Source organism: Stenotrophomonas sp. 05N37 (genome assembly GCF_056397365.1).
This window is the reverse complement of the sequence record NZ_JBFTNG010000004.1, coordinates 70,341-95,686: the sequence shown is the minus strand read 5'-3', so window position 1 is coordinate 95,686 and position 25,346 is coordinate 70,341. Positions and strand designations below refer to the sequence as shown.

The window sequence follows — 25,346 nt, the reverse complement described above, 5'->3', positions numbered from 1 at the left end:
GAGGATCGAGCAGGAAAGTCTACCTGCGGTGCAGGCCGGGGCGTATCAGCGCGGGCGTCGGGCCAGCAGGCGTGCGTCCAGGATCGCCTCCACCGAGCGGTCGGTGTCCAGTTGCTCGCGCAGCGCCTCGACCACGGCCACGAAACGCCGCCGCTGCAACGCGTAGCTCACCCCGAACAGCGGCAGCAGGAGCAGCAGCGCGGCCGACGCGGGATGCGCGACCGCCACCGGCACCGACGACAGCGCGATGGCCACCACGTTCCAGTTGCACAGCCCCAGCACCCGCACCTGGCGACGCCGGGCATCGACGATGATCCGGCCGCGCATGACCGGGTAGTAGCGCCGCGCGAAACTCGCGCCCCAGCGTTCACGGAACGCCATGCTGCCATCGGGCAAGGCGTGGAACGCCAGCGGCAGCCAGCCCGCCGGGTCGACATCGTGCTGCAGGCTGCCCAGCGCAAGCTGGTTGCGTGCGGCCGCCGTGGCCGGCAGGGAGTGCTTGAACACCACGATGCCCGCGCCCCAATAGGCGGCATTCCAGAAGCCCTGCAGGAGCAGCTCGAGCAGGAGCAACGCGATCAGTGCCATGGCCATCGGCCGTCCCCGGTGACAGCGCCGTCCCCGCGCCAGGCGGCGAGCTTACTTTGCCGCGCCCGGCCCCCGGCGTAATGCAGGCCAGGCCACCCAGGGTCGGGCGGCGATCCGGGCGCAGCGGCCACTCGTCCCTGCCCACCCGCCACTGGTCACCGCGCCCCTCCCTCCGTCCCCGGCCCAATGACGGCGGGGCGTGGCGGGCACACACTCACGGTCATCCCGATTGCCTGCGCCAAGGAATGCCCCCGATGAAACGACGTGACTGCCTCAAGGCCAGCCTGGCCCTGCCCCTGATGCCGCTGGTGCTCAAGGCCGCTGCCGCGCCAGACGGCCCCTGGTCGCGGGTGCGGCCCGGTACCGCCGGCTGGCCAGGCGCCGACCAGTGGGATCAGTTGTCGCGCGCCGTCGGCGGGCGCCTGTCGGTGCCGCAATCGCCGTTCCTGGGCGACGCGGCCACGCACGCCGAGGCCATGGCCCAGATCCACAACCCGTTCTACATCGGCGACCAACCTGCCCTCACCCAGACCAGCGGCTACTTCGGTGCCTGGCGTTCGGTGCCCAGCGCACAGATGGTGAGCGCCCGCGACAGCGCCGATGTCGCCGCCGCAGTCCGCTTCGCGCGGCAGCACCGCGTGCGGTTGGTGGTCAAGGGCGGCGGCCACAGTTATCACGGCACCTCGTGCGCGCCGGACTCGCTGCTGGTCTGGACCCGGGCGATGAACCAGGTGCAGCTGCATGACGCCTTCGTGCCGCAGGGCGCGCGGCCCGGCACGGCACCTCAACCGGCGGCAAGCGTGGGCGCCGGGGCGATGTGGATCGACGCCTACGACGCGGTAACCACCCACGGCGGGCGCTATGTGCAGGGCGGTGGTTGCACCTCGGTGGGGGTTGCCGGGCTGGTCAGCGGCGGCGGCTTCGGCAGCTTCTCCAAGGCCTTCGGCAGCGCCGCCGCCAGCCTGCTGGAGGCCGAGGTGGTCACCGCCGACGGCAAGGTGCGGGTGGTCAACGCCGACCAGGACCCGGAGCTGTTCTGGGCATTGAAGGGCGGCTGCGCGGCCAGCTTCGGCATCGTCACCCGGCTGACCCTGAAAACGCATGCCCTGCCCGCCACCTTCGGCGGGGTGTCGCTCAAGGTGCAGGCCGACAGCGATGCCAGCTGGCGCGCGTTGGCCGCCCAGGTGCTGCGCTTCTACCGCGAGGCCTTGTGCAACCCGCACTGGGGCGAACAGATCACCTTCGGCGGCGACCGCGTGCTGTCCATCTCGATGGTGTTCCAGGGTCTGGACCGCCAAACGGCGGAGGCCACGTGGCAGCCGCTGCTGGCGTGGATCCAGTCACGTGCGGGCTACACCGTGCGCGAGCCGCTCCAGGCGCTGGCGATGCCGGCGCGGGACTTCTGGGACGCCGATTTCTTCCGCCAGCACGCGCCCCGGCTCATCGCCGACGACACGCGCGCCGGCGCGCCGCCCCGGCACATGCTGTGGAAGGGCGACCAGGGCCAGGTCGGCTGGTTCCTGCATGGCTATGCCTCGGCGTGGATGCCGTCGGCGCTGCTGGGCGAGGACCGCGTCGAGACCGCCGCCGATGCGCTCTGTGCGGCGGCCGAGCACATGGACGTGGGCCTGCACTGCAACAAGGGGTTGTTCGGTGCACCGGCCGACGCGCTCGCCGCCAGCGCCGGGACCGCCACCCACCCGGCCGTGCTGGATGCCTTTGCGCTGGCGCTGATCGGCAATGCGGGCGGCCCGGTCTACCCCGGCTGCGGCGGCGCGGTGGACGAGCCGGATGCGCGCCGCGGCGCACTGCGCACGCGCCGCGCCTACGACGCACTCAGTGCGGTGGTGCCCCACGCACCGGCCTATGTGTCCGAGTCAGACTACTTCCAGGCCGACTGGCAGCAGGCGTTCTGGGGGCCGCACTACCCGCGCCTGCTGGCGGCCAAGCGCCGCTACGATCCGGACGGCCTGTTCGTGATCCATCACGGTGTGGGCAGCGAGGACTGGAGCGGCGATGGTTTCGAGCGGCGCGCGGGCTGACAGCCAAGCGGTTCCCCTCGGGGGCCGCGTGCAGGTTGGGGCCGGCTGGCGTAGCCTGCGTGCAGCCCGCGCCGCCCGCCACCGGAGATGTCCCGTGATGCCGATTCCGACCGCTTCCGCCCTGCCTGCCCTGTTGTCGCTCGCCATCGGTACCGCGCTCGCACTCGGCGCACCGGCGACGCACGCCCAGGCGCCGGCCGCCGCGGCGATGCCGCCGGCAACCGTCGCCGGCCCGCCAACACCGGTTTCGTTCAATGGGTTGCTCGATGCGCAGACCATGGCCGCGATCAACGCCGATCCCGAGCTGCGCACGATGCTCGGCATCAGTGGCGACGGCCAGGCCGACAGCTCCGACCGGCTCACGGATGTATCGCTGGGCCAGCGCGAGGTCAACCGCCGCTTCCTGGCCGACAACCTGGCGGCGATCACGCAGTGGCGCGGCGCGCCGCTGGATGCGCAGCAGCAGCTGAGCGATGGCCTGGCGCGCTGGTTCTACCAGACCCAGATCGACCTGATGGCGGTGCCATGGTCGGCGGCGTGGCTCCCGGTGGGCGGCAGCACCTATGCCGTAGACCAGTTGTTCAGCCTGCCGGTGAACCTGCCCCAGTTCATGGACAACCAGCACGCCGTCACCGATGAGACCAGCGCGGCCCACTACATCGCCCGGCTGCAGGCGATGGGGCCCAAGCTGGACCAGGTGCGGGCCAACGTGGACATGCAGGCCGCGCAGGGCGTGGTGCCGCCCGAGGTGGCGCTGCAAGGCGCCGCGGACCAGTTCCGCGCCCTGCTCACCCCCGCGCCGAAGGACAGCCTGTGGGTGCAATCGCTGCAGCGCAAGCTGGAGAAGGTACCGGCCATCACCGCCACCCGCCGTGCCGCGCTGGTCGAACAGGCCACACGTGCAGTGGCGGATGCGGTCAATCCCGGGTACCAGCGGCTGCTGGACGATGTGACCCGATTGCAGGCGCGCCACCTTGGCAACAAGGGCGTATGGGCATTGCCGCAGGGCAAGGCCTACTACGACGCTGCGCTGCGCTGGTACACCAGTACCGACCTGGATGCCGATGCGATCCACCAGATCGGGCTGGACGAAGTGGCGCGGCTGGAAAAGCAGATGGATGCACGGCTGAGCCAGCTCGGCCTGCGCGACGGCAGCGTGGCCGCGCGCGTGCAGCAGCTACGCGAAGACCCGCGCTACCGCTATGCCGACAGCGATGCCGGGCGCGCGCAGCTGCTGGGCGACATCCAGCAACGGCTGCGCGACCTGGACCCGATCCTGCCACGCTGGTTCGGCCACCTGCCGCCGCAGCAGCTGGTGGTCATGCCGGTACCGGCCCACATGCAGGCCACCTCGCCAGGCGGCTATTACTACCCGCCGGCGATGGACGGCTCGCGGCCGGGCACGTTCTTCATCAATCTCGGCGACATCGACGCAAACACCCGCTGGAGCATTCCCACCCTCACCTACCATGAGGGCTCGCCCGGCCACCACTTCCAGATTTCGATCGGACAGACCCTCACCGACCTGCCGCTGCTGCGGCGCAGCCTCAACCCCAGCGCCTTCAGCGAAGGCTGGGCGCTGTATGCCGAGCAGTTGATGGCCGAGGCCGGCGTCTACAAGGACGACCCGGCCGGCGACCTCGGCCGGTTGCAGGCCGAGATGTTCCGCTCGGTGCGGCTGGTGGTGGACACCGGCCTGCACCGTAAGCGCTGGACACCCGACCAGGCGGCCGCGTACATGCAGGAAAAGACCGGCATGAAGGCCAGCGAGGTGCGGGTGGAGATCAACCGCTACCTCGTGCAACCCGGCCAGGCCAGCTCGTACAAGATGGGCCAGCTGCAACTGGTGGCGCTGCGTGCACGCGCGCAGAAACAACTGGGGCCACGCTTCGACATCCGCGCCTTCCACGACCTGGTCCTGGGCAATGGTGCGATGCCGATGACGGTGGTCGGCCAGGCGGTGGATGCGTGGATTGCCGCCGGTGGCGCGGACCCGCACCGGGCCCCCTGAGCAGCGCCGGCATGACGTTGACCACGGCGATGCATCGGCTTGCGCGCATTTCAGCAGGGTCTACCAAGGCCTTGCACGGATGTCGGTGGTACCGTTCAACCGCTGGAACCTGCTGTGGGTCGCGCTGTATGCCGCGCTGCTGCTGCCGCTGGCACTGATGGCCATGTCCGTGGATGAGCTGGTGAAGAAGCTGGTCGGTATCCTGGTTTGAGCGGGCGGCGCGCTCAGCGCTGCAGCGAGCGCGATACGAAGGGCGTGCCCTCCAGCGCCGCCTGCACCGCCACCAGCAGGTCGTCGCCCGCATCGGCCTTCAACACATAGCTGCATACGCCCAGCCCCATCGCATGGCGCACCATCTGCAGCTCGGCATGCACGGTGATGAACACCACGCCCAGCACGGGCCGCTGCGCGCGCAGCCGGCGTGCGGCTTCCAGCCCGCTCAGCCCGGGCATGGCGATATCGGTGACGATCACGTCCGGGAGCATGGCCACCGACGCCTGGACCAGTGATTCGCCATCCTGCACCAGGCCGATGACATCGAACTGCTGGCACAGCAGGCCACGGAGCTGGCGCCCCATCGCACATCCATCCTCGGCCAGCAGCACACGGAGCGCATTCATGGCTTCTGCCCGTTCGACACGTGGACCGATGGTGGGCGCGCCCGGAGGGGCGAACAAGGGAAAAACAACCGGGTGGCGGCAAGCAAATCTACTTGCCGCCCCCCGTGGCCGCTCAATGCCGGATCAGGCCTTCCTGCTCGGCCTTGCGCACCAGCTCCAGGGTGCCGTGCACCCCCAACTCCTGCATGATCACGTACTTGTGCGACTCGATCGTGCGCACCGACACGCCCAGTTCGTAGGCGATCTGCTTGGAGCGCAGGCCCAGTGCCACGTACTCGAGGATGCGCAGCTGTTTTTCGGTCAGGGTGTACGCCGGTCGGCCCGAGCACACGATGGCGTTGGCGGCCAGGGTCGGGGTGACGTAGGTCTGCCCGTCCATGATGCCGGCCAGGGCGCGCATCAGTTCGTCGCCGGCTGAACTCTTCAGGATGTAGCCGCGGGCACCCGCACGGATGGCCTCGGCCGCGACGCTGGACTCATCGTGCATGGTCAGGAACACGAACGGCATCGCGTAGCCTTCGCCACGCATCAGGCGCATCGCATCGATGCCACTCATGCCCGGCATGCTGATGTCGGTCACCACCACGTCGGGGGGATCGCGCCGCACCGATTCGACCAGCTGCTCGCCCGAGGCCACCAGTTCGACGGTGGCGAACGTATCGGTCAGCAGCCGTTCGATGCCCTGCGCCACCAGCATGTGGTCGTCGGCCACCACGACCCTGCGGAACTGCGTTGAAAGCGAACGCTCACACATCACGCTCATTGCGATGTCTCCGTCGGTATCAATCATCCCCTGATTGAGTCGCGGCACCCTTGGTAGTGCGACCGGCGGCGATGCCGGAGCGCAGTGCACGCAGGCGTGCAGCGCGCTGACCATGCGAGCCTTACCGTGACGAGATTGTGAGGCGGCGACGTGGCCGGCCGCGACTGCCGATCACGTACGCAGGGTGTCGCGTGGACATTCTCCAAAGACATTGCGGTACGTCACAGAAAAGCGCCCCAAATGGGAGAATCCGCAGCGCGTCGCAATGTCGGTCACGCTGTCATTGCGACCCGCCTGAAGCAGCGCACTGCGCGCCAGGTTGAGCCGCGCCATCTGGTGCCAGTGGCAGGGCCCGTGGCCGTAGACATCACGGAACAGGCGCTCCAACTGCCGCTCGCCCACGCCCAGGGCCAGTGCGAGGCCGCGGCTGTCGAACGCACGGTCCAGCTGTGTCTTCAGGTAGCGCTCGGCGCGGCGCACGATCGCATCGCGCTGCCGCTCCACCCAGTTGCCGACCGCCCGGCTCTCCGGCCCGCTGTCGCTGGCGTACACCGCATCGATGAACACGCCCAGCAGCAGTTCGCCCTGTGCCTGCACCTGCGCCGCACTGAGCAGGCCCTGGTGCGAGGCCGCGCTGCCCAGCACGCTGCCCACGCCATCGCGCAGCGCCTGTGCGTCGGCCGGCGCGGCCGCACGGCTGTACCAGCCATGGCTGGGCAGGCGCAGTTCGCGGCCTACCCGCTGCAGTGCGCCGCGCTGCAGGACCTCGCGCGGGATCAGCAGCACCGCCCATTGCCAGCCTCCCGGGCTGGGCCGCACGTTCAACTCACTGTCCTCGGCAAAGACCATCACCTGGCCGGCGCCGATCCAGCGTCCGTTGGCCCACATCGGCTGCGTGCAGGACACCGCCATCGCCAACGCGATCAAGCCTGCGCCAAAGCTGCCACTGGCGAAGATCGGCGACGAATAGGCCCCGCTGTCCAGGCTGAACTCGGGAAACACCAGCCGCTGCAGGCAGGCGCGGAAATGCCCGGCACCGAGCAGGCGCTGCTCGAAGCGGGTATCGCGGACCACGCCGAGCAATGCATCGGCATCAAAGCCATCGACCACGAAGCGGGTATACGGCGCCATCGGTTCGTCCATGCCAACTCCCTGGAGCAGGTCGGAAATCGGATAGCAGGTGTACGACGGACGTGCTTAGATCGGCGCGATTGTGGGGCCGTTGGGCAGCGCCGACAAGCACCGCCTGCACGCGCCCATCCACGCACGGACGCAGACCTGCAGTGGCATGCCGAAGAATGGCGTGGTCGAGCCGGGGATGCATCCGCGTACGCCCCAACCGTCCCAGCCAACGTGTGCAGAGGTGCATGGTCCAGGTTGCGAGCCCCGTCAAGCCGATCGGCATCGAGCCCGTGGACCCCGGCGTCCCCCGCTCCAGCGACGCCCACGACGAGATCTCTACGCGCCCCTCACCTGATCTGCGCACCATCTTCACCTGCGGCGCGCCGCTGCTGGCCGCCTGCCTGCTCGGCCAGCTGCTGCCCAATGTCAGCGTGGTACCCGGCCTGCGCCTGCACGTGCTGTGGCTGCCCGGGCCGCTGTTGCTGGGCTGGTTGCTGTGCACGCCGCGCGCGGCGTGGCGGACCTGCGTACTGGCCGCCTGCGCTGGCACCGTGCTGGGCGCGGCGCTGGTGCCCGATACCGCGGTCGTGCGCCTGCTCGCCAGCCTGGGCGAAATCGCGTTGGTGCTGGGGGTGGCCGCGCTGCTGCTGCGCTGGCGCGGCGCGCACTCCGCGCTGGAAGGCTATCTGGATATCGCCTGGTTTCTGCTGCTGGCCTGCATCGCACTGCCGCTGTGCAGCGCCGGCTGGCAACAGGTAGTGGGCACCCGCGCAATCGGCGCGCTGCCGCATCCGGACCTGCGTTCGGCCGCGCTGTGCGGCAGCGTCAGCTACCTGCTGATCGTGCCCGCGGTCGTCAGCCTGGCCCGCCTGCTGCGCAGCCCCGAGCGGCGGCATGGCTGGCACTGGCGCAGCATCGTACTGGCCGTGACCCTGCTCGGCGCGTTGGCGCTGTTGTGGCAGGTGGATTGGCCGCCGGGCGCGCTGACCCCGCTGCTGGCGGTGGCCCCCATTCCGTTGCTGGTATGGGCCCTGATCGTGTTCGGGGTGAGCGGGGCCAGCCTGAGCATGCTGGTGGTGGCGGTGCTGGGCATGCAGCTGGGCATGCTGGGCATGGGGCCCTTCGCCGCGCCCGCGCCGGGCCACGACCTGCTGCCCGCGCAGGCCTGGACGCTGGGCACCGGCTTTGCGCTGCTGTTCCTGGGTGCCCTGTCCGAGCAGAAACTTTCCAACCACCTGCAACTGCAACAGGCCTACCGCCGGCTCGGCGAAGTCACCGGGCGCATGCTGGTGGTGCAGGAAGAAGAACGCACGCGGATCGCGCGCGACCTGCACGACGACGTGAACCAGTCGCTCGCCGCGATCTCGATCCGCCTCAGCGGCTTGCGCCACCAGGTGGCCCCGAGCGAGCGCGCCGCGATGGTGGAACTGCAGGAAAACCTGCTCGCGGTCTCCAACGACATCCGCTCGATCTCCCACGAACTGCATCCGAGCATCCTGCGCTTCACCGGGCTGGCCAGCGCGCTGGATGCGTTCTGCATCAAGCGCAACGCACGCGGCACGCTGCGCCTGCGCTGCCGCATCGAAGATACGCCGCCGTTGCAGGGCGACCAGGAACTGAGCCTGTTCCGGATCGTGCAGGAAGCGCTCAACAACGTGGACCGGCACGCCCAGGCCCGGCTGGCCGAGGTGCTGGTCGCGGTGCGTGGCCAGGATCTGGTCCTGCGTGTGGACGACGATGGCCGCGGCATGCCCGCGCCGTGCAGCCGCTCGCTGGCGCCGGGGCTGGGCATGATCAGCATGGAAGAACGCGCGCGCCTGCTTGGCGGTACGCTCGCGGTAGACCGCAGCCCACTCGGCGGCACCCGCATCGAGGTGCGGTTCCCGCTGGCCGCGGGCCCGCATCCAGGCGACAGACAGTAGTTTTACTGTCGCCGCGCAGGTAGGAACCCGCTTGCCGCTCCACCGCGATGCTTCCAGATTGGAGGCCTGTCGGCCGGCACGGCCATGATCGTGGAGGTTGCCATGCGTGTTGCCACCCGGGTGGTGCTGCTGTCTTCGCTGCTGGCCGGCTGCGCATCGGGACCCCTGCAACCCGTAGCTCCGCCGTCGGCACCGTCTGCTCCCGCACGCGCCGTGCCCGAACTGCGGCCCGGGGTACCGGCCGGCTATCTCGGCCGCGCCCTGCCCGACAGCCTGACGTTGCTGCCACCGCCACCGGCCAAGGGCTCACCCGCATTTGCCCGCGACCAGGCGGTCAGCCGCGCATCGCAGAAGCTGCGCGGTACGCCGCGCTACGCATTGGCCAGTTCCGATGCGGACCTGCGCTTCCCGCATGTCGCCGGGACCTTCGCCTGCGCGCTGGGCGTACCGATCAGCCAGCAGGACACCCCGCGCCTGTACCTGCTGCTGCAGCGGAGCATGGTCGATGCGGGCCTGGCCACCTATGCGGCCAAGGACCATTACAAGCGCACCCGCCCGTTCGTCTACTACAAGGAAGCCACCTGCGCGCCGGCCGATGAAGCGGCGCTGCGCACCGATGGCTCCTACCCCTCCGGCCACACGGCGATCGGCTGGACCTGGGCGCTGCTGCTCACCGAGTTGAGCCCGGACCAGGCCGATGCGCTGCTGGCGCGTGGACGCGCCTTCGGCGAGAACCGGTTGATCTGCAACGCGCATTGGCAGAGCGACGTGCTGCAGGGCCGTGCGGTGGCGGCCGGCGCGCTCGCCAGGCTGCATGCCGACGCCGACTTCAGCGCAGACATGGCCGCCGCCCGCGCCGAGATCAGCGGCCTGCGCGGCAGCAGCGTGCCGGCAAGCGGCTGTGAGGCCGAGGCCGCGGCGCTGAAGCAGGTGATCCCCGGGGTGGAGTGAACGCGGCCACGGCCATGACGCTGCGTTCCGCGCGCCGCGTGCGCCGGCCCAGGCAGCGCCATGCGATGCTGCGCTCCTTCTACCACCGCAGCAGGGCGCATCGCATGGCACAGGTCCAGATCGTTTCAGACGGCCCCCGTTACCGCCACCAGATCCGCAGCGGCACGCACCAGCTCAGCGCCGATGAACCATTCGCATTGGGTGGCCAGGGCGCCGGTTTCGCGCCGTTCGATCTGTACCTGGCGTCGTTGTCGGCGTGCACGGCGATCACGCTGCGCATGTATGCCGAAAAAAAGGGCTGGGACCTGGGCGAGTTCCGCGCCGAGTTGGCCTCCAGCCGCGACGACGCCGGTAAGCTGGTGGTGCACCGCGTGCTGCACGCCAGTGGCGCGCTCAGCGACGCACAATGGACGCGGCTGCTCGACGTGGTGGAACGCACCCCGGTGACCCTGGTGATGCGCGAGGGCGCGGTCATCACCAGCGAGCGCGGCACGGACTGAGCCGCCGTCACCTGTCGCTAACAAGCCGGCCAATGTGCCGGGCACTGCATCCGCGGTGCCACTTCCCGCGTAGATCCAGTTGCGTCACTTGGACGCTCTGTCGGGAAGAACCACATGAAAACCTCGTTCACCGGTCTGCTCCTGCTTGCCTGCCTGTCCACCGCCGCTGCACCGCTGGCCTTCGCGCAGGCGCCGATGGCCGCGCATGACCACGCGATGGCCGCCAACCCCACGGTGGGCGGCGCGGCGATGTACGCCAACAAGGACATCATCGACAACGCCGTCAACTCCAACGACCACACCACCCTGGTCGCGGCGGTCAAGGCCGCCGGCCTGGTGGAGACGCTCAAGGGCCCTGGCCCGTTCACCGTATTCGCGCCGACCAACGCGGCCTTCGCGGCACTCCCCAAGGGCACGGTCGATGGACTGCTCAAGCCGGAAAAGAAGGCCGACCTGACCAAGGTGCTGACCTACCACGTCGTGGCAGGCAACCTGGATAGCACCGCGCTGCTGGCCCGGATCAAACAGGGCGGCGGCAAGGCCAGCCTGACCACCGTGCAGGGTGAAACACTGACCGCGCGCCAGGCCGGCAAGGGCATCACCGTCACCGACAGCAAGGGCAATACCGCCCACGTGACCATCGCCGACGTTCGCCAGAGCAATGGCGTGATCCATGTGGTCGACAAGGTCCTGATGCCGTAACGCCGGCGTAGCGGCAAAAGGATGACCTGGCCCGCCGCCCCGATGCGATGACGGGGGAGACATCCTGCCGGGACGTCGGGCCAGGTCAAAAGGGACCCCCGGACGATGTGGGAGAGGCACATCGGCCCGGGGCATTGACGGGGGAGGACGCGCGGCCCACGGCCGCGCAACGGCTCAGCGCGAACGCGCCAGGCCGGAAATCTCGACGCGTCGATTCGGTGCCAGGCAGGCGATCACCGCCTGCCGATCACCCTGGGTGCACTGCACCAGCGCATCGGCCTTGCCGCGGCCCTCGGCCACGATCGCCGCTGCCGCCACGCCGCCCTGCACCAGCGCGTCGCGCACTGCCTGCGCACGCCGCTGCGACAACAGCTGGTTGTAACTGTCGCTGCCGATTCGGTCGGTGTAGCCGAGCACCTGGATGGTCTGCACCTGGCTGGCATTGCGTACCTGTTCCAGCAACGCGTTCACGCTGCGCCGCCCCGCGTCGGTCAGCACGGCGCTGTCGAACGCGAACAGCGCATCGGCGGACAGGCGCACCGGCGTCTCCGGCATCGGCGCAGGTGCAGGCGCTGGCGGTGGTGCCGGCGGCTGCAGCAGTGCCGCGCACGCCTGCGGCTTCCAGTCGCCGGCCTGGGCGATGCCCTTGCCGTCGAAGTGCACCTGGAACTGGCAGGTGAAGTAGTCGCCGCCGGGCGAGCTGCGGAAGTTGAACAGGTAATTCCAGTCGCGCACGCCCCACATGCCCTCGCCGAAGTGCGGGGTGCCCAGCAGGGTGTACAGCTGGCGCTTGCTCATGCCGCGTGCGAACAGGCGCAGGTTGTCCAGGTCCACGAACAGGCCTTCCTTGAGCGTGGCCCGCTTTGGATCGGGAAAGCGCACCGCCGCGCCCTCCCCGCGGGCGTCAGGCAGCGCGGCGGCCGCCGCCTTGGGTTTGCCGGTGCTGGCGCAGGCACTGAACAACAGCACCGCCAGGCACAGCGACAGCGAGCGCAGCAACGGTGCGTGGTCGTACAGCGTGGTCGATGCGGACATGGATTCCCCCTTGTGCGCCGCTGGGCGCTGGACTCCCCGATGCGGCCGCTGGCGCGCACCGGGAACGATCACGGCAGGTGGTGCATCGGGCCATCACCACTGGATGCCCGCGCCGACCGATACGCCGCCTTCGCCGCGGCTGTTGGTGGTGCCGGCCACTTTGTAGATCCAGCGGCCGCCTTCGGAGACGCCGGAGATCCCCAGCGCCACGCCCGACTCGCCGTTGTAGCTGCCGGCGGCGATCGCGGCCATGCTGCGCCCGGCTTCATACGGCTGCGGCAGCCCGGCCACCGCCATCGCCGCCGCGACACCGGCCGATGCGCGGTCGTCGGTGCGGCGCAGGTTGCGGTCGAACGAATCGAAGCGCTCGTCGGTGTAGGCCTTGGACCAGTCCAGGCTCTGGTTCATGCCGGCGCGCAGCTGGTCCACGTTGACCGCGTCGGTCCCGGCGGTCCCGGCGGCGACATTGCGCACCGTGGTCGGGCCAGTGCTGGTGCTGCCCAGAGTGACGCTGTTGAGGTTGGTGCTGCCGTTGACCGTGGTGTCGTAGCGGATCGTGCCCTGTTGCGAAGCCTGCAGCTGGCGCACGTTGACCGCATCGGTGGCCGCGCTGCCGTCGCCGACGTTGGTGATCTGGCGCTCGGCACCGGCGCTGCCCACCGAGACCGTGTTGTCGCGGGTCGCCACCGAGCCGGCCCCCAGCGCCACGGTGTTGGTGCCCTGCGCGCTGGCCCCGTTGCCGAGCGCGGTGCTGTTGGCCCCTGCCGCGCTGGACCCCACGCCGCCTGCGGCTGCGTTGGCGCCGGTGGCGGCGGGCGCGGCCAGGTTGTTGGTGTTGTTGACCTGGAACATGCCCGAGGTGCCGTTGTTGATGTTGTTGATCTGGGTGTCGGTGTAGGCCTTGGACTGGTCGATGGCGTAGCTCACCCCGTTCTGCAGCTGGCCCACGTTGACCGCGTCGTAGCGGTCGGAGCCATCGGCCACATGGGTGACCTTGCGCTCGGCACCGGTGCTGCCCACCGAGACTTCACCGGCCGAGTTGCTGCCGCCGGCCGCGCCATAGGCGCCGGTGTAGCCGGTCTCCGCGCCCACGCTGGCCACCGAACCGCTGCCGAGCGCCACGCTGTTGTCGGCACTGGCATCGGCGCCATCGCCGATGGCGGTGCTGCCGCTGCCGGTGGCCGAGGCCACCGGCCCGATCGCGATGCTGTTGGCGCCAGCCGCGCTGGCGGCAGCCTTGGCCGAGTTGACCTGCACGAACGGGCTGCCCGCGCCCGGCTGGATCTGGCTGATCCGGGTGTTGATGTTGAGCAGCGAGTCGTCCACGGCGGCGAAGGCCACGGTGACGTTGCTGTAGTCGTTGCTCAGCACGCTGCCGTCGGTGGCGATGGACGAAATGCTGAAGGTCGGCGCGGTCCAGATGCGGGTGGCGGGATCGAAGCTGGTGGTACCGCCGAAGTAGCCGATGATCGCGTTGTTGGTCTGGAACAACTGGTTGCCGGTGACCGCATCACGGCTGCCGGCCAGCACGCTGCCGTCGGCCAGGTTGGTCAGTGCCACCGCCGCGCCGCCGCCGGTTCCGCCCAGCGTGACCGTATCGGTGGCGTTGCCGCCGGCATCCACGTCGTACTTCACCGCCAACCGGTCCACCGCATCGGTCTGGTCGGCCACATTGGCCAGCGACTGGCTGACCGCGTCGAACGCCGTGCCCACGTCGCGATAGTCGCCCGCCGTGACCTGGCCGGTGCTGGACACCGCATTGATCGTGTAGGTCGGCGCGCTGAGCACCCCGTTGGCGTCCACCGCGGCACCGCCGCCCAGGTGCGTGGCCAGCGCCTGGCTGGCATTGAACAGCTGCGCACCGTTGATCGCCTCGGTGCTCACCGCGGTGACCGCGCCGGCGCGGAGGTTGCCCAGGCGGGTGGTGCCGGTGCCGTTGCCGAGCGTGGCGCTGGCGTAGTTGATGCTGCCGTCGGGGTTTTCGTCATAGCGCAACGCACCCAGTTCGGAGGCCTGCAACTGGCCCAGGTTGACCGCGTCGGTGGCCAGCGTGCCGGCGGCGACATTGACCACCTGGCGCTCGCTGCCCACCGCCCCCACCGACACCGTGCCGTCACGATCGGCCATTGCACCGGCGCCCACCGCGATGGCATTGGCCGCGGTCGCGGTGGCGCCACTGCCGACGGCGATGCTGTCGGTGCCAGCGGCGGCGGCGGCCAGGCCGATCGAGTTGACCTTCAGGTACTTGCTGCCGGCCCCGTTGCGGATGTCGGTAATCTGCGTATTGAGGTTGACCAGCGAGCCATCCACCGCCGAGAACGCATCGGTGGCGTTGTCGTACACGCCCTGGGCGATCGTGCCGCCGTCGGACACGCTGGTGATCGCAAAGCTCGGCGCGGTCCAGGCACCGGTGGCCGGGTCGAACGCAGTCAGCCCGCCGAAGTAGTCGACGATGGCCTGGTTGCTGGAGAACAGCTGCGCGCCGTTGACCGCCTCGGTGCTGCCCGCGCCGATCGCGCCCGGGGCCAGGTTGGCCAACGTGGTCGTGCCGGTGCCACCGCCCAGGGTGATGCGGCGGTAGTCGGCGCCACCGGCGCCGTCGTCGTCGTAGGTCACCGCGAACACATCCAGCGCGTCGATCTGGTTGATCGCGCCCTGCAACTGGCGCACGTTGACCGCATCGGTGGGCGCGCTGCCGGCGGCCACGTTGGTCAGTTGGCGCTCGCCGCCGGCGAAACCGACCGAGACCTCACCGGCCGACACCTGCGGCGTGGTCAGGCCATACGCGCTGTAGCTGGCCTGCGCGCCGCGGTTGGCCACAGTGCGGTAGCCCAGCGCCACGCTGTTGGCCTGCGTGGACGTGGCCTCCGCGCCCAGCAGCACCTGGCCGTTGGCCGTGCCCTTGGCGCTGTCGCCCACCACCACCGAATGGCCCATGCGCGCGGCGTAGTCGGCGGTCGGGACGCCAGTGGGGTCGTTCGGATCGTTCTGCCCTGCCCCCGGGAACGCCACGTTGGCATCCACCGGCGCCAGCTCATGCCGCGCGTTGGCGCCGATCACCACTTCGCGCGACCCATTGGCATAGGCGCCGTCGCCGACCAGCACCTGGTAGTCCTGCGCGGCGTTGACCGCCCAGCAATCGACGCTGGCCACCAGCAGGTCCACGCACGTATTGGACCAGCCCGGGGCCTGGTCGGGCAGCAGCAGGCCGAGCAGCCCGTTGGGATTGCCATTGTTGATGTTGTAGATGTAGCTGTCGGAGGTCACACCGCCGATCAGGGTCAGGTGCGAACTGCCGCCGGTGGTGGCCCCGCCCAACCCGTTGAGCAGGGTCCCGGCCGGGGTCAGGTTGACCACCGGCAGGCCCAGCACGTTGGTCACCGAATAGGTCTGCATGACGTTGGCGCTGCTGACGGCCAGGTTGCCATTGCGCATGTAGCCGTCGCCACCGAGCAGGCCCTGCGCGGTCGGCCCGACCAGACTCGACAACGACCCCACCAGGCCGCCGGTGCCGATGATCAGCCCCGCGTTGGGATCGGTGGGTGCCGGTGCCTTGGGGTGGCCGGGCGGCAGCGACGTGGGTGCCGGGAAGACCACCCCGCCCACGCCACCGACGATGTTGCCCACGGTGCCGCCGACCCCGCCCACTACGTTGCCCACCGTATTGCTCACCCCGCCCACGACGTTGCCGACGGTGTCGCTCACCCCGCCCACCACATTGCCCAGCGTGTTGCCCACGCCATTGAGCAGGTCGCCCACGCCGCCCAGCAGGCCACCGGAGGCGGCCGTCGGCGACATCGTCAGGGACGTGGTCTGCATCAGGCTGGCCCCGGCGTCCACCCGCTTTTCGTTGCGGTCGGCCACCACTGCCGCGTGCGCGAGTGCATCCACGCCCACCCCGCCGGCGACGCCGGAGGCCAGGGTGGCCTGCACCGCGTCATCGACGCTGGCCGTGACGGTGTCCGTGGCGGTGGCGGTGGCGCCGATCGTCGCGGTGGCCGCGATGCCGGCCTTCGCGCCGCCCGTTGCGCCGGCACCCGCCTCCAACGCGGCCTCCGCGCCCGCCTGCAACGTGGCATCCAGCTTCACCGGGGCGGGCACGCTCGCGGCGAGCGTCGCCCGGGTCGCCACGGCCGCCTTCGGGTGTGCGGCCACGGTCGCGTTCTCCGATGTATCGGCGCCCAGTACCGGCGTGCCGGCCAGCGTGACCGTCGCGTTGGCCGCCCCCGACGCAGCGGTTCCGGGCACGGCCACCTGCTGCGGCAGCGCGGCCTTCAGCGTGCCCCCCACCTGCACCGCAGGCAGGGGCGCCGCCGTGCCGCCAGCCTTGCCCAGGCCCAGGTTGAGGGACACGTTGGCATCGGCGTTGAGCGCGGGCGAGCTGTCGCGGGCACGCACCACCGCTGCCAGCGCGGCATCGGCATCCAGCTTGACCGGCAGCGGTGCGTACTTGGCGGTCAGCGCATCCAGGTCGCTGCGGGTCTGGCTCTCACCGGCCAGCGCCGTTCCGCTGCTCAGGGCCAGGGCCAGGCCCATGGACAGCAGCGACAGCGGTACCTTCAGGTGAACCACGACCGGGCCGGCCACCAGGCTGCCACGCGAGGTGGCCACTTCGGAAACGACCACCAGGGCATTCAGCCGGTGGCTCCAGACCAGTCGAAAGATACGGTTCATCAGGTATTCCCCCGTGTACGGACGATGTGGACTGCATCAGCCATGCCTCTCGGCACTTGGATGTCATTACAGTCGCCACGTCATCTGCGGGGCACTTCATTCCGGCAGCGCATGCGTGCGTTCCGGCAATACAGGGACGATAACCGGCAGCGGCATGCGCAATTCCGGCAGATTGCCGGAAACGTGCATGGCACCTGGAGGGGGGCGGCGCCTGCCGCGAACGATCAGGCCGGGCTGCCGATCTGGGCCGGCGCGCGCATCAGCGTGTCGCGCGGCAGCTCGCCGAATACACGACGGTAATTGTCGGCAAAACGGGACAGGTCCCAGAGCCCACAGCTGAGCGCGACGGCCTTGACCGACTTGCGGCTGGAGTCGGCCATCGACAGCCCGCGACAGGCCGCGCACAATCGCAACATGGACAGGTAACGGTTGGGCGAGGTGCCGAACAGGTCTTCGAAGGCGTAGCGCAGCGCACGCTCGCTGACCCCGGCGGCGTCGCAGATCTCGTGCATGTAGATATAACGCCGCAGATTGAGCCGCATGAAATTCTCGGCGCGCTGCGCGATCAGGTAATGGGCGCGGCGTGCGCGCGAGTTGGACGGCCGGTCCTCGCTCCCCGCACCCAGCAATGCCTGGATATGGTCGTGCAGCACCGTTTCCACGGCATCGGCGGCGAGCGCGCCGTCCGCCGCGGACAACTGCGCATGCAGCGCTTCGTAACGCTGCAGCAGGCGCGCCTGGCCCCCGCTGGCCTCGCTGTTGAACAGCGACAACGCCTGCCCCGAGGGCAGCGTATTGCGCAGGCTCAGTTCGGTCAGCTTGCGCTGGACGCGCTGCATCGGCGCCAGCAGCATGCTCAGCCGGGTGCCCGCGCTCAGGGCGAACTCGCTGATGCCCTCGGGAAGGACGGTCACCACCATCCCCGCGCTGAGCGGAATGCCATGGCACCAGCTGCGCCCCTCGTCGGTGGCGTGGATGAAGCCAAGCAGGCACCAGTCCTGCGGCAGCATGAAGCGACCGCGGAAGTGGAACCCGCAGTGCGCGGTGCAGAACAGGGCTTCGTCGTGGACGCGCGAATGCAAGGTCGCGCGCGGACCATTGCCATCGAGCAGCACCATTTCCAGGTCGCAGACACGCAGCACGCCGCTCAGCGTGGCCAGGTCGTAGGACCGGAACACGCCGTCGCCGCCATTGTCGCCCACTACACCATCTACCATGACAGTGATGCCCCCTTGCGCCTGGATGCGCGCGACGCCGCTCAAGCCGGCCGCGCCCGTCTCTTCCTGTATGCACTCGGCGAATGCGCTGCATAAACCCGCCACCGGCCGCCAGCGCAGCAACGGAAAACCCTGAATACCCTGACTGCATATTGCGCGCGGGTCGTCGCCCGATTATCGATGCGCATTTTCGGCAAGTATGCATGAACTCGCTGGAAGGTAAACCCACCCACCTCGCGGGCACTGCAGGTGAAGAAATTCCTTTGAAAACAACTTGGAACGGTCTAAATGCAGCGTCAAAAAGCCGCCGTCACCACACCATCACGTTATAAACACATCTCTTTCACTTTATAAACATTAAATGGTGCTCATCGCTCATGCGGAGATAACGGGCGGATTGCGGCGATTAAAGTCGGACCCGACGCCGCCGATGATTGATTTGGATTCTGTTGATGACGCCGGACTTTCCGGCAGGCACGCATCCCGGCAGTTCCATGGCGGAAACCGGGTTTGCACGACAGGGGGATGCAATGCAGATGCTCAGGGATGTCACGCTGTTTCCGACCCGACCGGCGCAGGCGATCACGCCGCGCGGTCCGACGCTGCCTGCCCCGCCCTTCCCGCACACGGTCCGCCTGGCAATGCCCAGGTAGGCCTGCGGCCGCAGGTGCGGCCGCACCCTGCGCACGGAGCGCGCAGGTCACAGGATGGATCCGGCGGAGCCGGATATCCCCCATCCATACGCAGGCAGTTCAATCCATTGACTGGAACAGGGAGTAGACCGTCATGAAAGCCTCCATCCGCACCTTCCTTGCCGAAGAAGACGGCGTCACCGCGCTCGAGTACGGCATCCTCGCCGCCGTGATCGCCGGCGTGCTGGTCGTCGCCGCCCGCACCGGCCTGAGCGACATGTTCGACACGCTCTTCAGCAAGCTCAAGACGCTTGTCGAAAGCGCCAGCGGCGGCGCGCCGAGCACCCCGACCACCTGATCCACAGCGCACTGCCCGAAGGCTGCGCCCGCAGGCCACCCTGCGGCGTCGCCAACGGCATGCCTTGCCCCTCGGTTCGATGCGCCATCATGGAGGAACCATCGGATGTCACTGCTGCCGGTATTGGCCGTGCTGCTCAGCGCCCAGGTCGCCACCAGCGACCTGTACGCGCGGCGCGTGTCCAATCGGTGGCTGCTGTGCGTGGCGGTCCTGGCAACGGGCGCGCTGCTGTGGTCATGGATGACCGGTGCCGCCTTCCCCGGCATGCATCTGCTCGGCCTGCTGCTCGGGCTGCTGTCGCTGCTGCCGTTCTATGCGATCGGCTGGATGGGCGCGGGCGATGTGAAGTACTTCGCCGTGCTGGGGCTGCTGCTCGGGGCATCGGCACTGCTGCCGATCTGGATCGTGGCGAGCCTGCTTGCCGGCCTGCATGCGACGGTCGTCGTCCTCGCGCCCGGCCTGCGCGCCAGCCTGCCACTGCGTGCGCAGCTGCTGCAGGCACGCGTGCGCGAGCACTGGCAGACAGGCCCCGCCGCCCAGCGCCTGCAGGCCCTGCGCCAGGGCCGGACGGGCATTCCCTACGCGGCCTACCTGGCCGCCGCCACGCTGGGCTACCTGCTCTGGCAGGGCCAGGGAGCGGCTCCATGAAGGCTGCCCTCCTCGCCCGTCGCCAACGCGGCGTGGCCACCCTTGAATTCGCCTTCATGCTGATCATCGGGGTGGTGCCGCTGCTGCTGCTCACCTACACCGGCGTGATGATCATGGCCGCCCAGCAGACCCTGTCGCTGGCCTCGGCCGAGGGCGCACGCGCGTCGCTGCGCTATGCCAGTCCCAACGACCGCCGCGTCGCGGCCTGCCAGGCCGCGCAGCGCTCGATGCAATGGCTGCTCAACTTCGCCGGCCAGCAGGCCAACTGCAACAACGCCGCCGCGCCGCCGATCGTCGTGTCGGCACCGGCCCCGTGCGTGGGCCTGGCCAGCGCGCAATGCATGCAGGTGTCGGTGAGTTACGACTACAGCAGCAAACCGTTCCTGCCCGGTACCGGGCGCATGTACGGGTGGCTGATGACCCAGCCGATCCGCAGTACCGCCGTGGCCCAGCTCGACCTGGGTACGCCCTGATGCGCGGCGCACCCTTCCCGGAGGCAGTTGCATGCTCAAGCTGACCCGCATCGCCGCAGTGGCAATGATCGCCCTGGCCCTGCTGCTGGCCGTGGTCGCGTTCCTGGTCAGCCGGCGCACGCCGAACACGGCGGCGGCACCCTCGCCGACCGTGGCCGGCCAGCCGCAGCAGTGGCCCGTCGTCGAGGCCGCCACCCTGTTGCCCGCCGGGCGTCCGATCAGCGCCGCCGACCTGCGCATCGGCGCCGCGCCGCAGGCCCCCACAGGCGGCTATGCCAACATCGCCGCCGCCACCGGCGCGGTCCCCGTGCGCGACATCCCGGCGGGCACCGCGTTGAACAGCGCCCTGATGGCGCAGGGCTATGCGCTGCGCCTCAACCCGGGCGAACGCGCGCTTGCCGTGCCGGTGGATGAGCTGGTGGCCGCCGGCAACCGCATCCTGCCGGGCGACTACGTCGATGTGTTCCTCAACCTGCGTGCGCCCCCGGGGATGAACACCGATGGCCAGGCCCAGGCGCGCCTGCTGCTGTCGCGGCTGCGCGTGCTCAGCTACGGCGCCGCCGATGCGGCACCGGGGCAACCGGTTGCCACCGGTGCGGACGGCCCCACTGCCGCCGCCGGTAGCGACAGCCGGGCCCAGGATATCCAGGGCGGTGCGTCGAGCAGCGCCAGCAGCACCAGCACCAATGCACCGATCCGCAGTGCGGTGCTGGCGGTGCCGGTGGCCGACGCCAACCGCCTGCTGCTCGGCGCGCAACAAGGTCGCTTGTTCCTGGCCCTGCGCAATCCGGCCGATGTCGGCCAGCCGGACCAGAGCCTGTTCGCCCCGCCCGCCAGCGTGCTCGACCCGCGCCGCGAACTCAGCCCCGAACAACGCCTCGCCCTGGCCTCGCCCGAGAACGACGCCTACGCCGGCCTGGACAGCGATGCCCTGGCCGGTCGCAGCAGCGCCCGCGCCCCGCGTGCGGCGGCGCCGCCACGCGCCAGCGCACCGCGCACCGCCCCACGGCTCGATCGCGGTGTCGAGATCATCCGCGGCGATGTTTCCTCCCACAGCGGCTCTCCGTGAGCCATGCCGAGACCCTCCATGACGCCACGCCCTGCCCGCCTGCACCGTCCCACGCACCGCTGGTCCACGCGCCTGCTGCTGGCGCTGGTGCTCGGGGGCAGCCCGGTGCTGGGCATGGCCAATGCCGATGTGGTCCTGCAGACGCGCGAACAACGCCCGTGGACGCTGCCGGCCGACCTCGAGCGGGTCGCCATCGCCGACCCCAGCGTGGCCGACGTGGTGATGCTGCGCGGTCCGCGCCAGGCACTGCTGGTGGGCAAGGCACCGGGCACCACCACGCTGCTGGTCTGGCGCCGCCAGCAGAGCGAGCCGCAACGGATGCAGATCGACGTGCGCAGCGCGGTCCAGGGGGCGCTGCCACCGTCGGAGGGCCTGCAGGTCACCCTGCAGGACGGTCAGGGCCTGCTGCAAGGGAGTGCGGCAGGCCTGCTGGACCATGAGCAGAGCCGCAAAGCCGCCAGCATGGCGCTGGGCAAGGACGGCCAGCTCGCCGATGTCTCCACCATCGCCAGCGGCGGCGTGGTGCAGGTGGACGTGAAGGTGGTGGAGTTCAACAAGTCGGTACTGCGCCAGATCGGCATGAGCTTCGCCAACCAGAACAACGGCTTCTTCTACGGCATCACCCGCCCGGGCGGCACCCTGCCCGGCGTGGCGCCGATCGGCACCGACCCCGACGTCCCGGTGGTCAACAACCCGCTGTCATCCGCGTTCGGGCTGGTGTTCAAGTCACTCACCCACGGCTGGGATGCCAACATCGACCTGCTGCAGAGCAACGGCATGGCGCGGGTATTGGCCGAGCCCACGCTGGTGGCGCTGTCCGGGCAGAGCGCCAGCTTCCTGGCCGGCGGCGAGCTGCCGATCCTCGAGCCGCAGGGGCTGGGCACCACCACCATCACCTTCAAGCCGTTCGGCATCGGCCTGACCGTCACCCCGACGGTGCTCGGCCCGGACCGGATCGCGCTGAAGGTCGCCCCGGAGGCGAGCGACCTCAATTACGCCGCCGGCATCTCCTACAACGGCGTGCAGATTCCCTCGATCACTACCCGCCGTGCCGACACCACCGTCGAGCTGGGCGACGGCGAAACGTTCGTGATCGGCGGACTGGTCAGCAACACGGTCAGCTCCAGCGTCGACAAGATCCCGCTGCTGGGCGACCTGCCGATCATCGGGTCGTTCTTCCGCAGCCTCAACTACAAACGCGAGGAAAAGGAACTGGTGATCATCGTGACCCCGCGCCTGGTGCAACCGCTGGCGCGCGACACCGTGGTGCCGCTGCCCGGCGACCGCGAGGTCAAGCCGAACCTGCCGGTCTGGGGTGCGTGGCTGCTCAGCCCGGCATCGTCGGACCAGCTGCCCGGCTTCTCGCGCTGAGCCGATGCCAGGAGCCCCTTCCCCATGTCTTCCGCCCCCATCCCGTTGCTGCATCCGATGGCGCCGCCGATGACACTGGTGCTGGTCGCGCCCAGCCCCGAGCTGCTTGAAACGCTCGGCCCACGGCTCCCGGTCGGCACCCGCGTGCACTGGGAGGACAGCCGCGGTTCGAGCATCGCGCTGGATGCGCACCGGCGCAGCGGCACCTGCGTGGTGCTGCTCGACTTCCGGCGCGAACAGGCCGCGGTATCCACCGATCTCACCCGGCACCTGCAGCGCAGCGTGCCCGACCTGGCCCTGGTGGCGGTCGGCTCCACCGCCCCCGACCAGCTCGACGGCGTGGTCGCCGCCTTGCGCGCCGGCCTGCGCGACATCCTCGACCTGGATGCCGCCACCGCCGATATCGATACGGTGCTGCGCCGCGCCGGCGGTGCCGCACCCATCCGCAGCGTGGCGCCCGAGCCCGCGCACAAGGCGCGGCTGGTGCTGGTGCTGGGCGTGCGCGCCGGCGTGGGCAGCAGCACCCTGGCCGTGCATCTGGGCGTACTGGCGCAACAGCTCGGCCGCCCGGGCGGCGCCGCCACCGCCGACGCCGACCCGGCCCGGCACGACAACAGCCTGCTGCTGCTCGATCTCGGCCATCCGGCCGGCGATGCGGCGCTGTACCTCAACCTGGACAGCCAGTTCCACTACGAGGATGCGCTGCGCAATGCCACGCGCATCGATGCCACCCTGGCGCGGACCGCGATGACCCGGCACCCGGGCGGGCTGACCCTGCTCGGCCAGCCCGCCGGCAGCGAGGGCGGCCCGATCGCCGATCCGGCGGTGCTGGTGCAGCGCCTGCGCGGCGTGTTCGACACCGTGCTGTGCGAGCTCGGCGGGGCGCCGGTGCGACAGATCCCGCGCTCGCTGCTCAACAGCGCCGACGAGATCTGGCTGGTCGCCGACCAGGCGATCGGCACGCTGGTCTCGCTGGACCTGGCGCTCAGGCAACTCGAAGCGCTCGGTGCGCGCGACGCCCGCCTGCAGCTGGTGGTCAACCGCCACGATGAGGCGGGCGGGCTGGCGCCGACCCAGATCGCCGAGCGCTTCGCGCTGCCGTTGCTGGCGACCCTGCCCGACTGCCACCGCCTGCGCGCCAGCGCCAACCATGGCCACCTGCTGCTGCAGGATGCACCGCGCGATCCCTACCTGCGTGCCCTGACTCCCCTGCTGGCGCGGCTGGACCCGGCACTCGCCGGCGCCCTGCCCCGTGGCTGGCGGGAAAAACTCGTCCTCCGCCTGAGTGGTCTCCCATGGAAGACAAAGTGACGCCGTTCGCTCCCCTGCACGCGCGCAACGAGGCCGCCCCCGCGGTCGATGCCGCGCCGCCCCCCTTCGCCCAGTCCGACGAATACCAGAAGGTGCTGGTGGCCGCCCACGAACACCTGCTCAACAGCATCGAGGACGAACGCATCGACATCGATGCGTGGGCACCGGATACGGTGGCCCGCTACGTGCACACCCAGACCGCGATCTTCGTGCAGGAATGGCGCATCCCGGTCAACGAAGCCGAGATGGACATCGTCGCCGGCGCGCTGGTCAAGGAGCTGACCGGCTTCGGTCCACTGGACGACCTGCTGCACGATCCCAGCATCGAAGACATCCTCATCAACGGCTACAAGGACATCCACGTCTCCCAGGGCGGCCGCCTGGTGCGCGCCACCCAGCGCTTCAGCGATGACAGCCACCTGCTGCGGATCCTGCGCCGCATCCTGGCCCCGCTCGGCCGCCGCCTGGACGAATCCAACCCGATGGTCGATGCGCGCCTGCCCAACGGCGGCCGCCTCAATGCGATCATCTCGCCGCTGGCCGTCGATGGCCCGATGGTGTCCATCCGCAAGTTCCGCAAGGACCCGTTCACGCCCGACGAACTGCTGCGCATGGGCACCTTCGACCGCGCCATGCAGGCGCTGCTGCATGCCATGGTGCTGGGCCGTTGCAACATCCTGGTCTCCGGCGGCACCAGCTCGGGCAAGACGTCGCTGCTCAACGCGCTGGCCAGCTACATCCCCGCCGACGAGCGGGTCATCACCGTGGAAGACACCGCCGAGCTCTCGCTCAACCACCCGCACGTAGTGCGCCTGGAAAGCCGCATCGGCGGTGCCGATGGCCAGGGCGCGGTAAGCATCCGCGATCTGGTGCGCAACAGCCTGCGCATGCGCCCGGACCGCATCGTGGTCGGCGAAGTGCGCGGGGCCGAAGTGCTGGAAATGCTGCAGGCGATGAACACCGGCCACGACGGCTCGATGGCCACCATCCACGCCAATTCGCCGCGCGACTGCCTGTACCGCATCGAGATGCTGGCCGGGTTCGCCGGTTTCCAGGGCAGCGAGGACAGCCTGCGCCGGCAGATCGCCAGCGCGATCGACTTCATCGTGCAGATCTCGCGGCTGGGCAGCGGCCGCCGGGTGCTGGTGTCGATCACGGAAATCACCGGGGTCAGCGACAACCTGATCAGCACCCAGGAAATGTTCCGCCACGAAATCCAGATCGACGCCGACGGCCGGGAGCACGACCGCTGGGTCGGACTTGGCTTCCATCCCCACTCGCACAAGCTGGAGCCATTCCGGCGCCAGCTGCGCGAGGCATTGGACGGAGGCTACTGA

21 protein-coding genes are annotated in these 25,346 nt (G+C 69.8%); 14 read left to right on the top strand and 7 right to left on the bottom strand.

What is annotated here, in order from left to right:
* Window positions 1-45: 45 nt before the first annotated feature.
* A complete protein-coding gene (locus AC1DGC_RS13250; protein WP_478048053.1) occupies window positions 46-594 on the bottom strand; it encodes a hypothetical protein in 549 nt (182 codons plus the stop codon).
* Window positions 595-842: 248 nt separating this feature from the next.
* On the opposite strand from AC1DGC_RS13250, the gene AC1DGC_RS13245 reads away from it, so the two are divergent.
* From AC1DGC_RS13245 to AC1DGC_RS13235, 3 genes are all read left to right on the top strand, one after another.
* A complete protein-coding gene (locus AC1DGC_RS13245) occupies window positions 843-2,630 on the top strand; it encodes an FAD-binding protein (protein WP_478048052.1) in 1,788 nt (595 codons plus the stop codon).
* A 97-nt stretch (window positions 2,631-2,727) separates the two neighbouring features.
* Entirely contained in the window at window positions 2,728-4,641 is a 1,914-nt protein-coding gene (locus AC1DGC_RS13240) for a DUF885 domain-containing protein (RefSeq protein ID WP_478048188.1), read from the top strand.
* A gap of 79 nt (window positions 4,642-4,720) precedes the next feature.
* The gene (locus tag AC1DGC_RS13235) at window positions 4,721-4,852 is read left to right on the top strand and encodes a hypothetical protein (RefSeq protein WP_394162200.1); all 132 of its coding nucleotides are present in this window, start codon (window positions 4,721-4,723) and stop codon (window positions 4,850-4,852) included.
* Window positions 4,853-4,865: 13 nt separating this feature from the next.
* Here AC1DGC_RS13235 and AC1DGC_RS13230 read toward each other — a convergent pair whose 3' ends face one another.
* The 3 genes from AC1DGC_RS13230 to AC1DGC_RS13220 form a co-directional block, all read right to left on the bottom strand.
* Complete coding sequence (locus tag AC1DGC_RS13230; RefSeq protein WP_394162202.1) at window positions 4,866-5,261, bottom strand: response regulator transcription factor; 396 nt, start codon at window positions 5,259-5,261, stop codon at window positions 4,866-4,868.
* 112 nt (window positions 5,262-5,373) lie between these two features.
* A complete protein-coding gene (locus AC1DGC_RS13225; RefSeq protein WP_478048051.1) occupies window positions 5,374-6,024 on the bottom strand; it encodes a response regulator transcription factor in 651 nt (216 codons plus the stop codon).
* A gap of 171 nt (window positions 6,025-6,195) precedes the next feature.
* Window positions 6,196-7,167: a helix-turn-helix domain-containing protein gene (locus AC1DGC_RS13220; protein WP_478048050.1), complete on the bottom strand. Its 972-nt coding sequence runs from the start codon at window positions 7,165-7,167 to the stop codon at window positions 6,196-6,198.
* Window positions 7,168-7,391: 224 nt separating this feature from the next.
* Between AC1DGC_RS13220 and AC1DGC_RS13215 the strand changes: the two genes are divergently transcribed.
* The 4 genes from AC1DGC_RS13215 (at window position 7,392) to AC1DGC_RS13200 (ending at window position 11,221) form a co-directional block, all read left to right on the top strand.
* Entirely contained in the window at window positions 7,392-9,068 is a 1,677-nt protein-coding gene (locus AC1DGC_RS13215; protein WP_394162208.1) for a sensor histidine kinase, read from the top strand.
* Window positions 9,069-9,170: 102 nt separating this feature from the next.
* On the top strand, window positions 9,171-10,019 hold the full coding sequence (locus AC1DGC_RS13210) for an acid phosphatase (protein WP_478048049.1): 849 nt from the start codon (window positions 9,171-9,173) through the stop codon (window positions 10,017-10,019).
* A gap of 104 nt (window positions 10,020-10,123) precedes the next feature.
* Window positions 10,124-10,519: an OsmC family protein gene (locus tag AC1DGC_RS13205; RefSeq protein ID WP_478048187.1), complete on the top strand. Its 396-nt coding sequence runs from the start codon at window positions 10,124-10,126 to the stop codon at window positions 10,517-10,519.
* Window positions 10,520-10,633: 114 nt separating this feature from the next.
* Complete coding sequence (locus AC1DGC_RS13200; protein ID WP_478048048.1) at window positions 10,634-11,221, top strand: fasciclin domain-containing protein; 588 nt, start codon at window positions 10,634-10,636, stop codon at window positions 11,219-11,221.
* A gap of 174 nt (window positions 11,222-11,395) precedes the next feature.
* Here the strand turns inward: AC1DGC_RS13200 and AC1DGC_RS13195 are convergent, their stop codons facing one another.
* The 3 genes from AC1DGC_RS13195 to AC1DGC_RS13185 form a co-directional block, all read right to left on the bottom strand.
* Window positions 11,396-12,256: an outer membrane protein assembly factor BamE gene (locus AC1DGC_RS13195; protein WP_478048047.1), complete on the bottom strand. Its 861-nt coding sequence runs from the start codon at window positions 12,254-12,256 to the stop codon at window positions 11,396-11,398.
* A 93-nt stretch (window positions 12,257-12,349) separates the two neighbouring features.
* The gene (locus AC1DGC_RS13190) at window positions 12,350-16,930 is read right to left on the bottom strand and encodes a YadA-like family protein (protein WP_478048046.1); all 4,581 of its coding nucleotides are present in this window, start codon (window positions 16,928-16,930) and stop codon (window positions 12,350-12,352) included.
* Between the two features lie 224 nt (window positions 16,931-17,154).
* Window positions 17,155-18,147 (bottom strand): helix-turn-helix domain-containing protein, encoded by a 993-nt coding sequence (locus AC1DGC_RS13185; RefSeq protein ID WP_478048045.1) that lies wholly within the window; start codon window positions 18,145-18,147, stop codon window positions 17,155-17,157.
* Window positions 18,148-18,933: 786 nt separating this feature from the next.
* Between AC1DGC_RS13185 and AC1DGC_RS13180 the strand changes: the two genes are divergently transcribed.
* The 7 genes from AC1DGC_RS13180 to AC1DGC_RS13150 all read left to right on the top strand — a co-directional run bounded on the left by AC1DGC_RS13180 (window position 18,934) and on the right by AC1DGC_RS13150 (window position 25,346).
* The gene (locus AC1DGC_RS13180; protein ID WP_394162218.1) at window positions 18,934-19,137 is read left to right on the top strand and encodes a Flp family type IVb pilin; all 204 of its coding nucleotides are present in this window, start codon (window positions 18,934-18,936) and stop codon (window positions 19,135-19,137) included.
* 105 nt (window positions 19,138-19,242) lie between these two features.
* Complete coding sequence (locus AC1DGC_RS13175) at window positions 19,243-19,785, top strand: prepilin peptidase (RefSeq protein WP_449334413.1); 543 nt, start codon at window positions 19,243-19,245, stop codon at window positions 19,783-19,785.
* Window positions 19,782-20,258 carry a TadE/TadG family type IV pilus assembly protein gene (locus tag AC1DGC_RS13170; RefSeq protein WP_259202876.1) on the top strand — a complete coding sequence of 159 codons (477 nt, stop codon included), beginning with the start codon at window positions 19,782-19,784 and terminating at the stop codon, window positions 20,256-20,258. The genes AC1DGC_RS13175 and AC1DGC_RS13170 overlap by 4 nt, the downstream gene beginning before the upstream one ends.
* A 31-nt stretch (window positions 20,259-20,289) precedes the next feature.
* The gene (gene cpaB / locus AC1DGC_RS13165; RefSeq protein ID WP_478048044.1) at window positions 20,290-21,327 is read left to right on the top strand and encodes a Flp pilus assembly protein CpaB; all 1,038 of its coding nucleotides are present in this window, start codon (window positions 20,290-20,292) and stop codon (window positions 21,325-21,327) included.
* Between the two features lie 18 nt (window positions 21,328-21,345).
* The gene (locus AC1DGC_RS13160) at window positions 21,346-22,698 is read left to right on the top strand and encodes a type II and III secretion system protein family protein (RefSeq protein ID WP_478048043.1); all 1,353 of its coding nucleotides are present in this window, start codon (window positions 21,346-21,348) and stop codon (window positions 22,696-22,698) included.
* 24 nt (window positions 22,699-22,722) lie between these two features.
* Complete coding sequence (locus AC1DGC_RS13155; protein ID WP_478048042.1) at window positions 22,723-24,009, top strand: CpaE/TadZ family protein; 1,287 nt, start codon at window positions 22,723-22,725, stop codon at window positions 24,007-24,009.
* The gene (locus AC1DGC_RS13150; protein WP_259202879.1) at window positions 23,994-25,346 is read left to right on the top strand and encodes a TadA family conjugal transfer-associated ATPase; all 1,353 of its coding nucleotides are present in this window, start codon (window positions 23,994-23,996) and stop codon (window positions 25,344-25,346) included. The genes AC1DGC_RS13155 and AC1DGC_RS13150 overlap by 16 nt, the downstream gene beginning before the upstream one ends.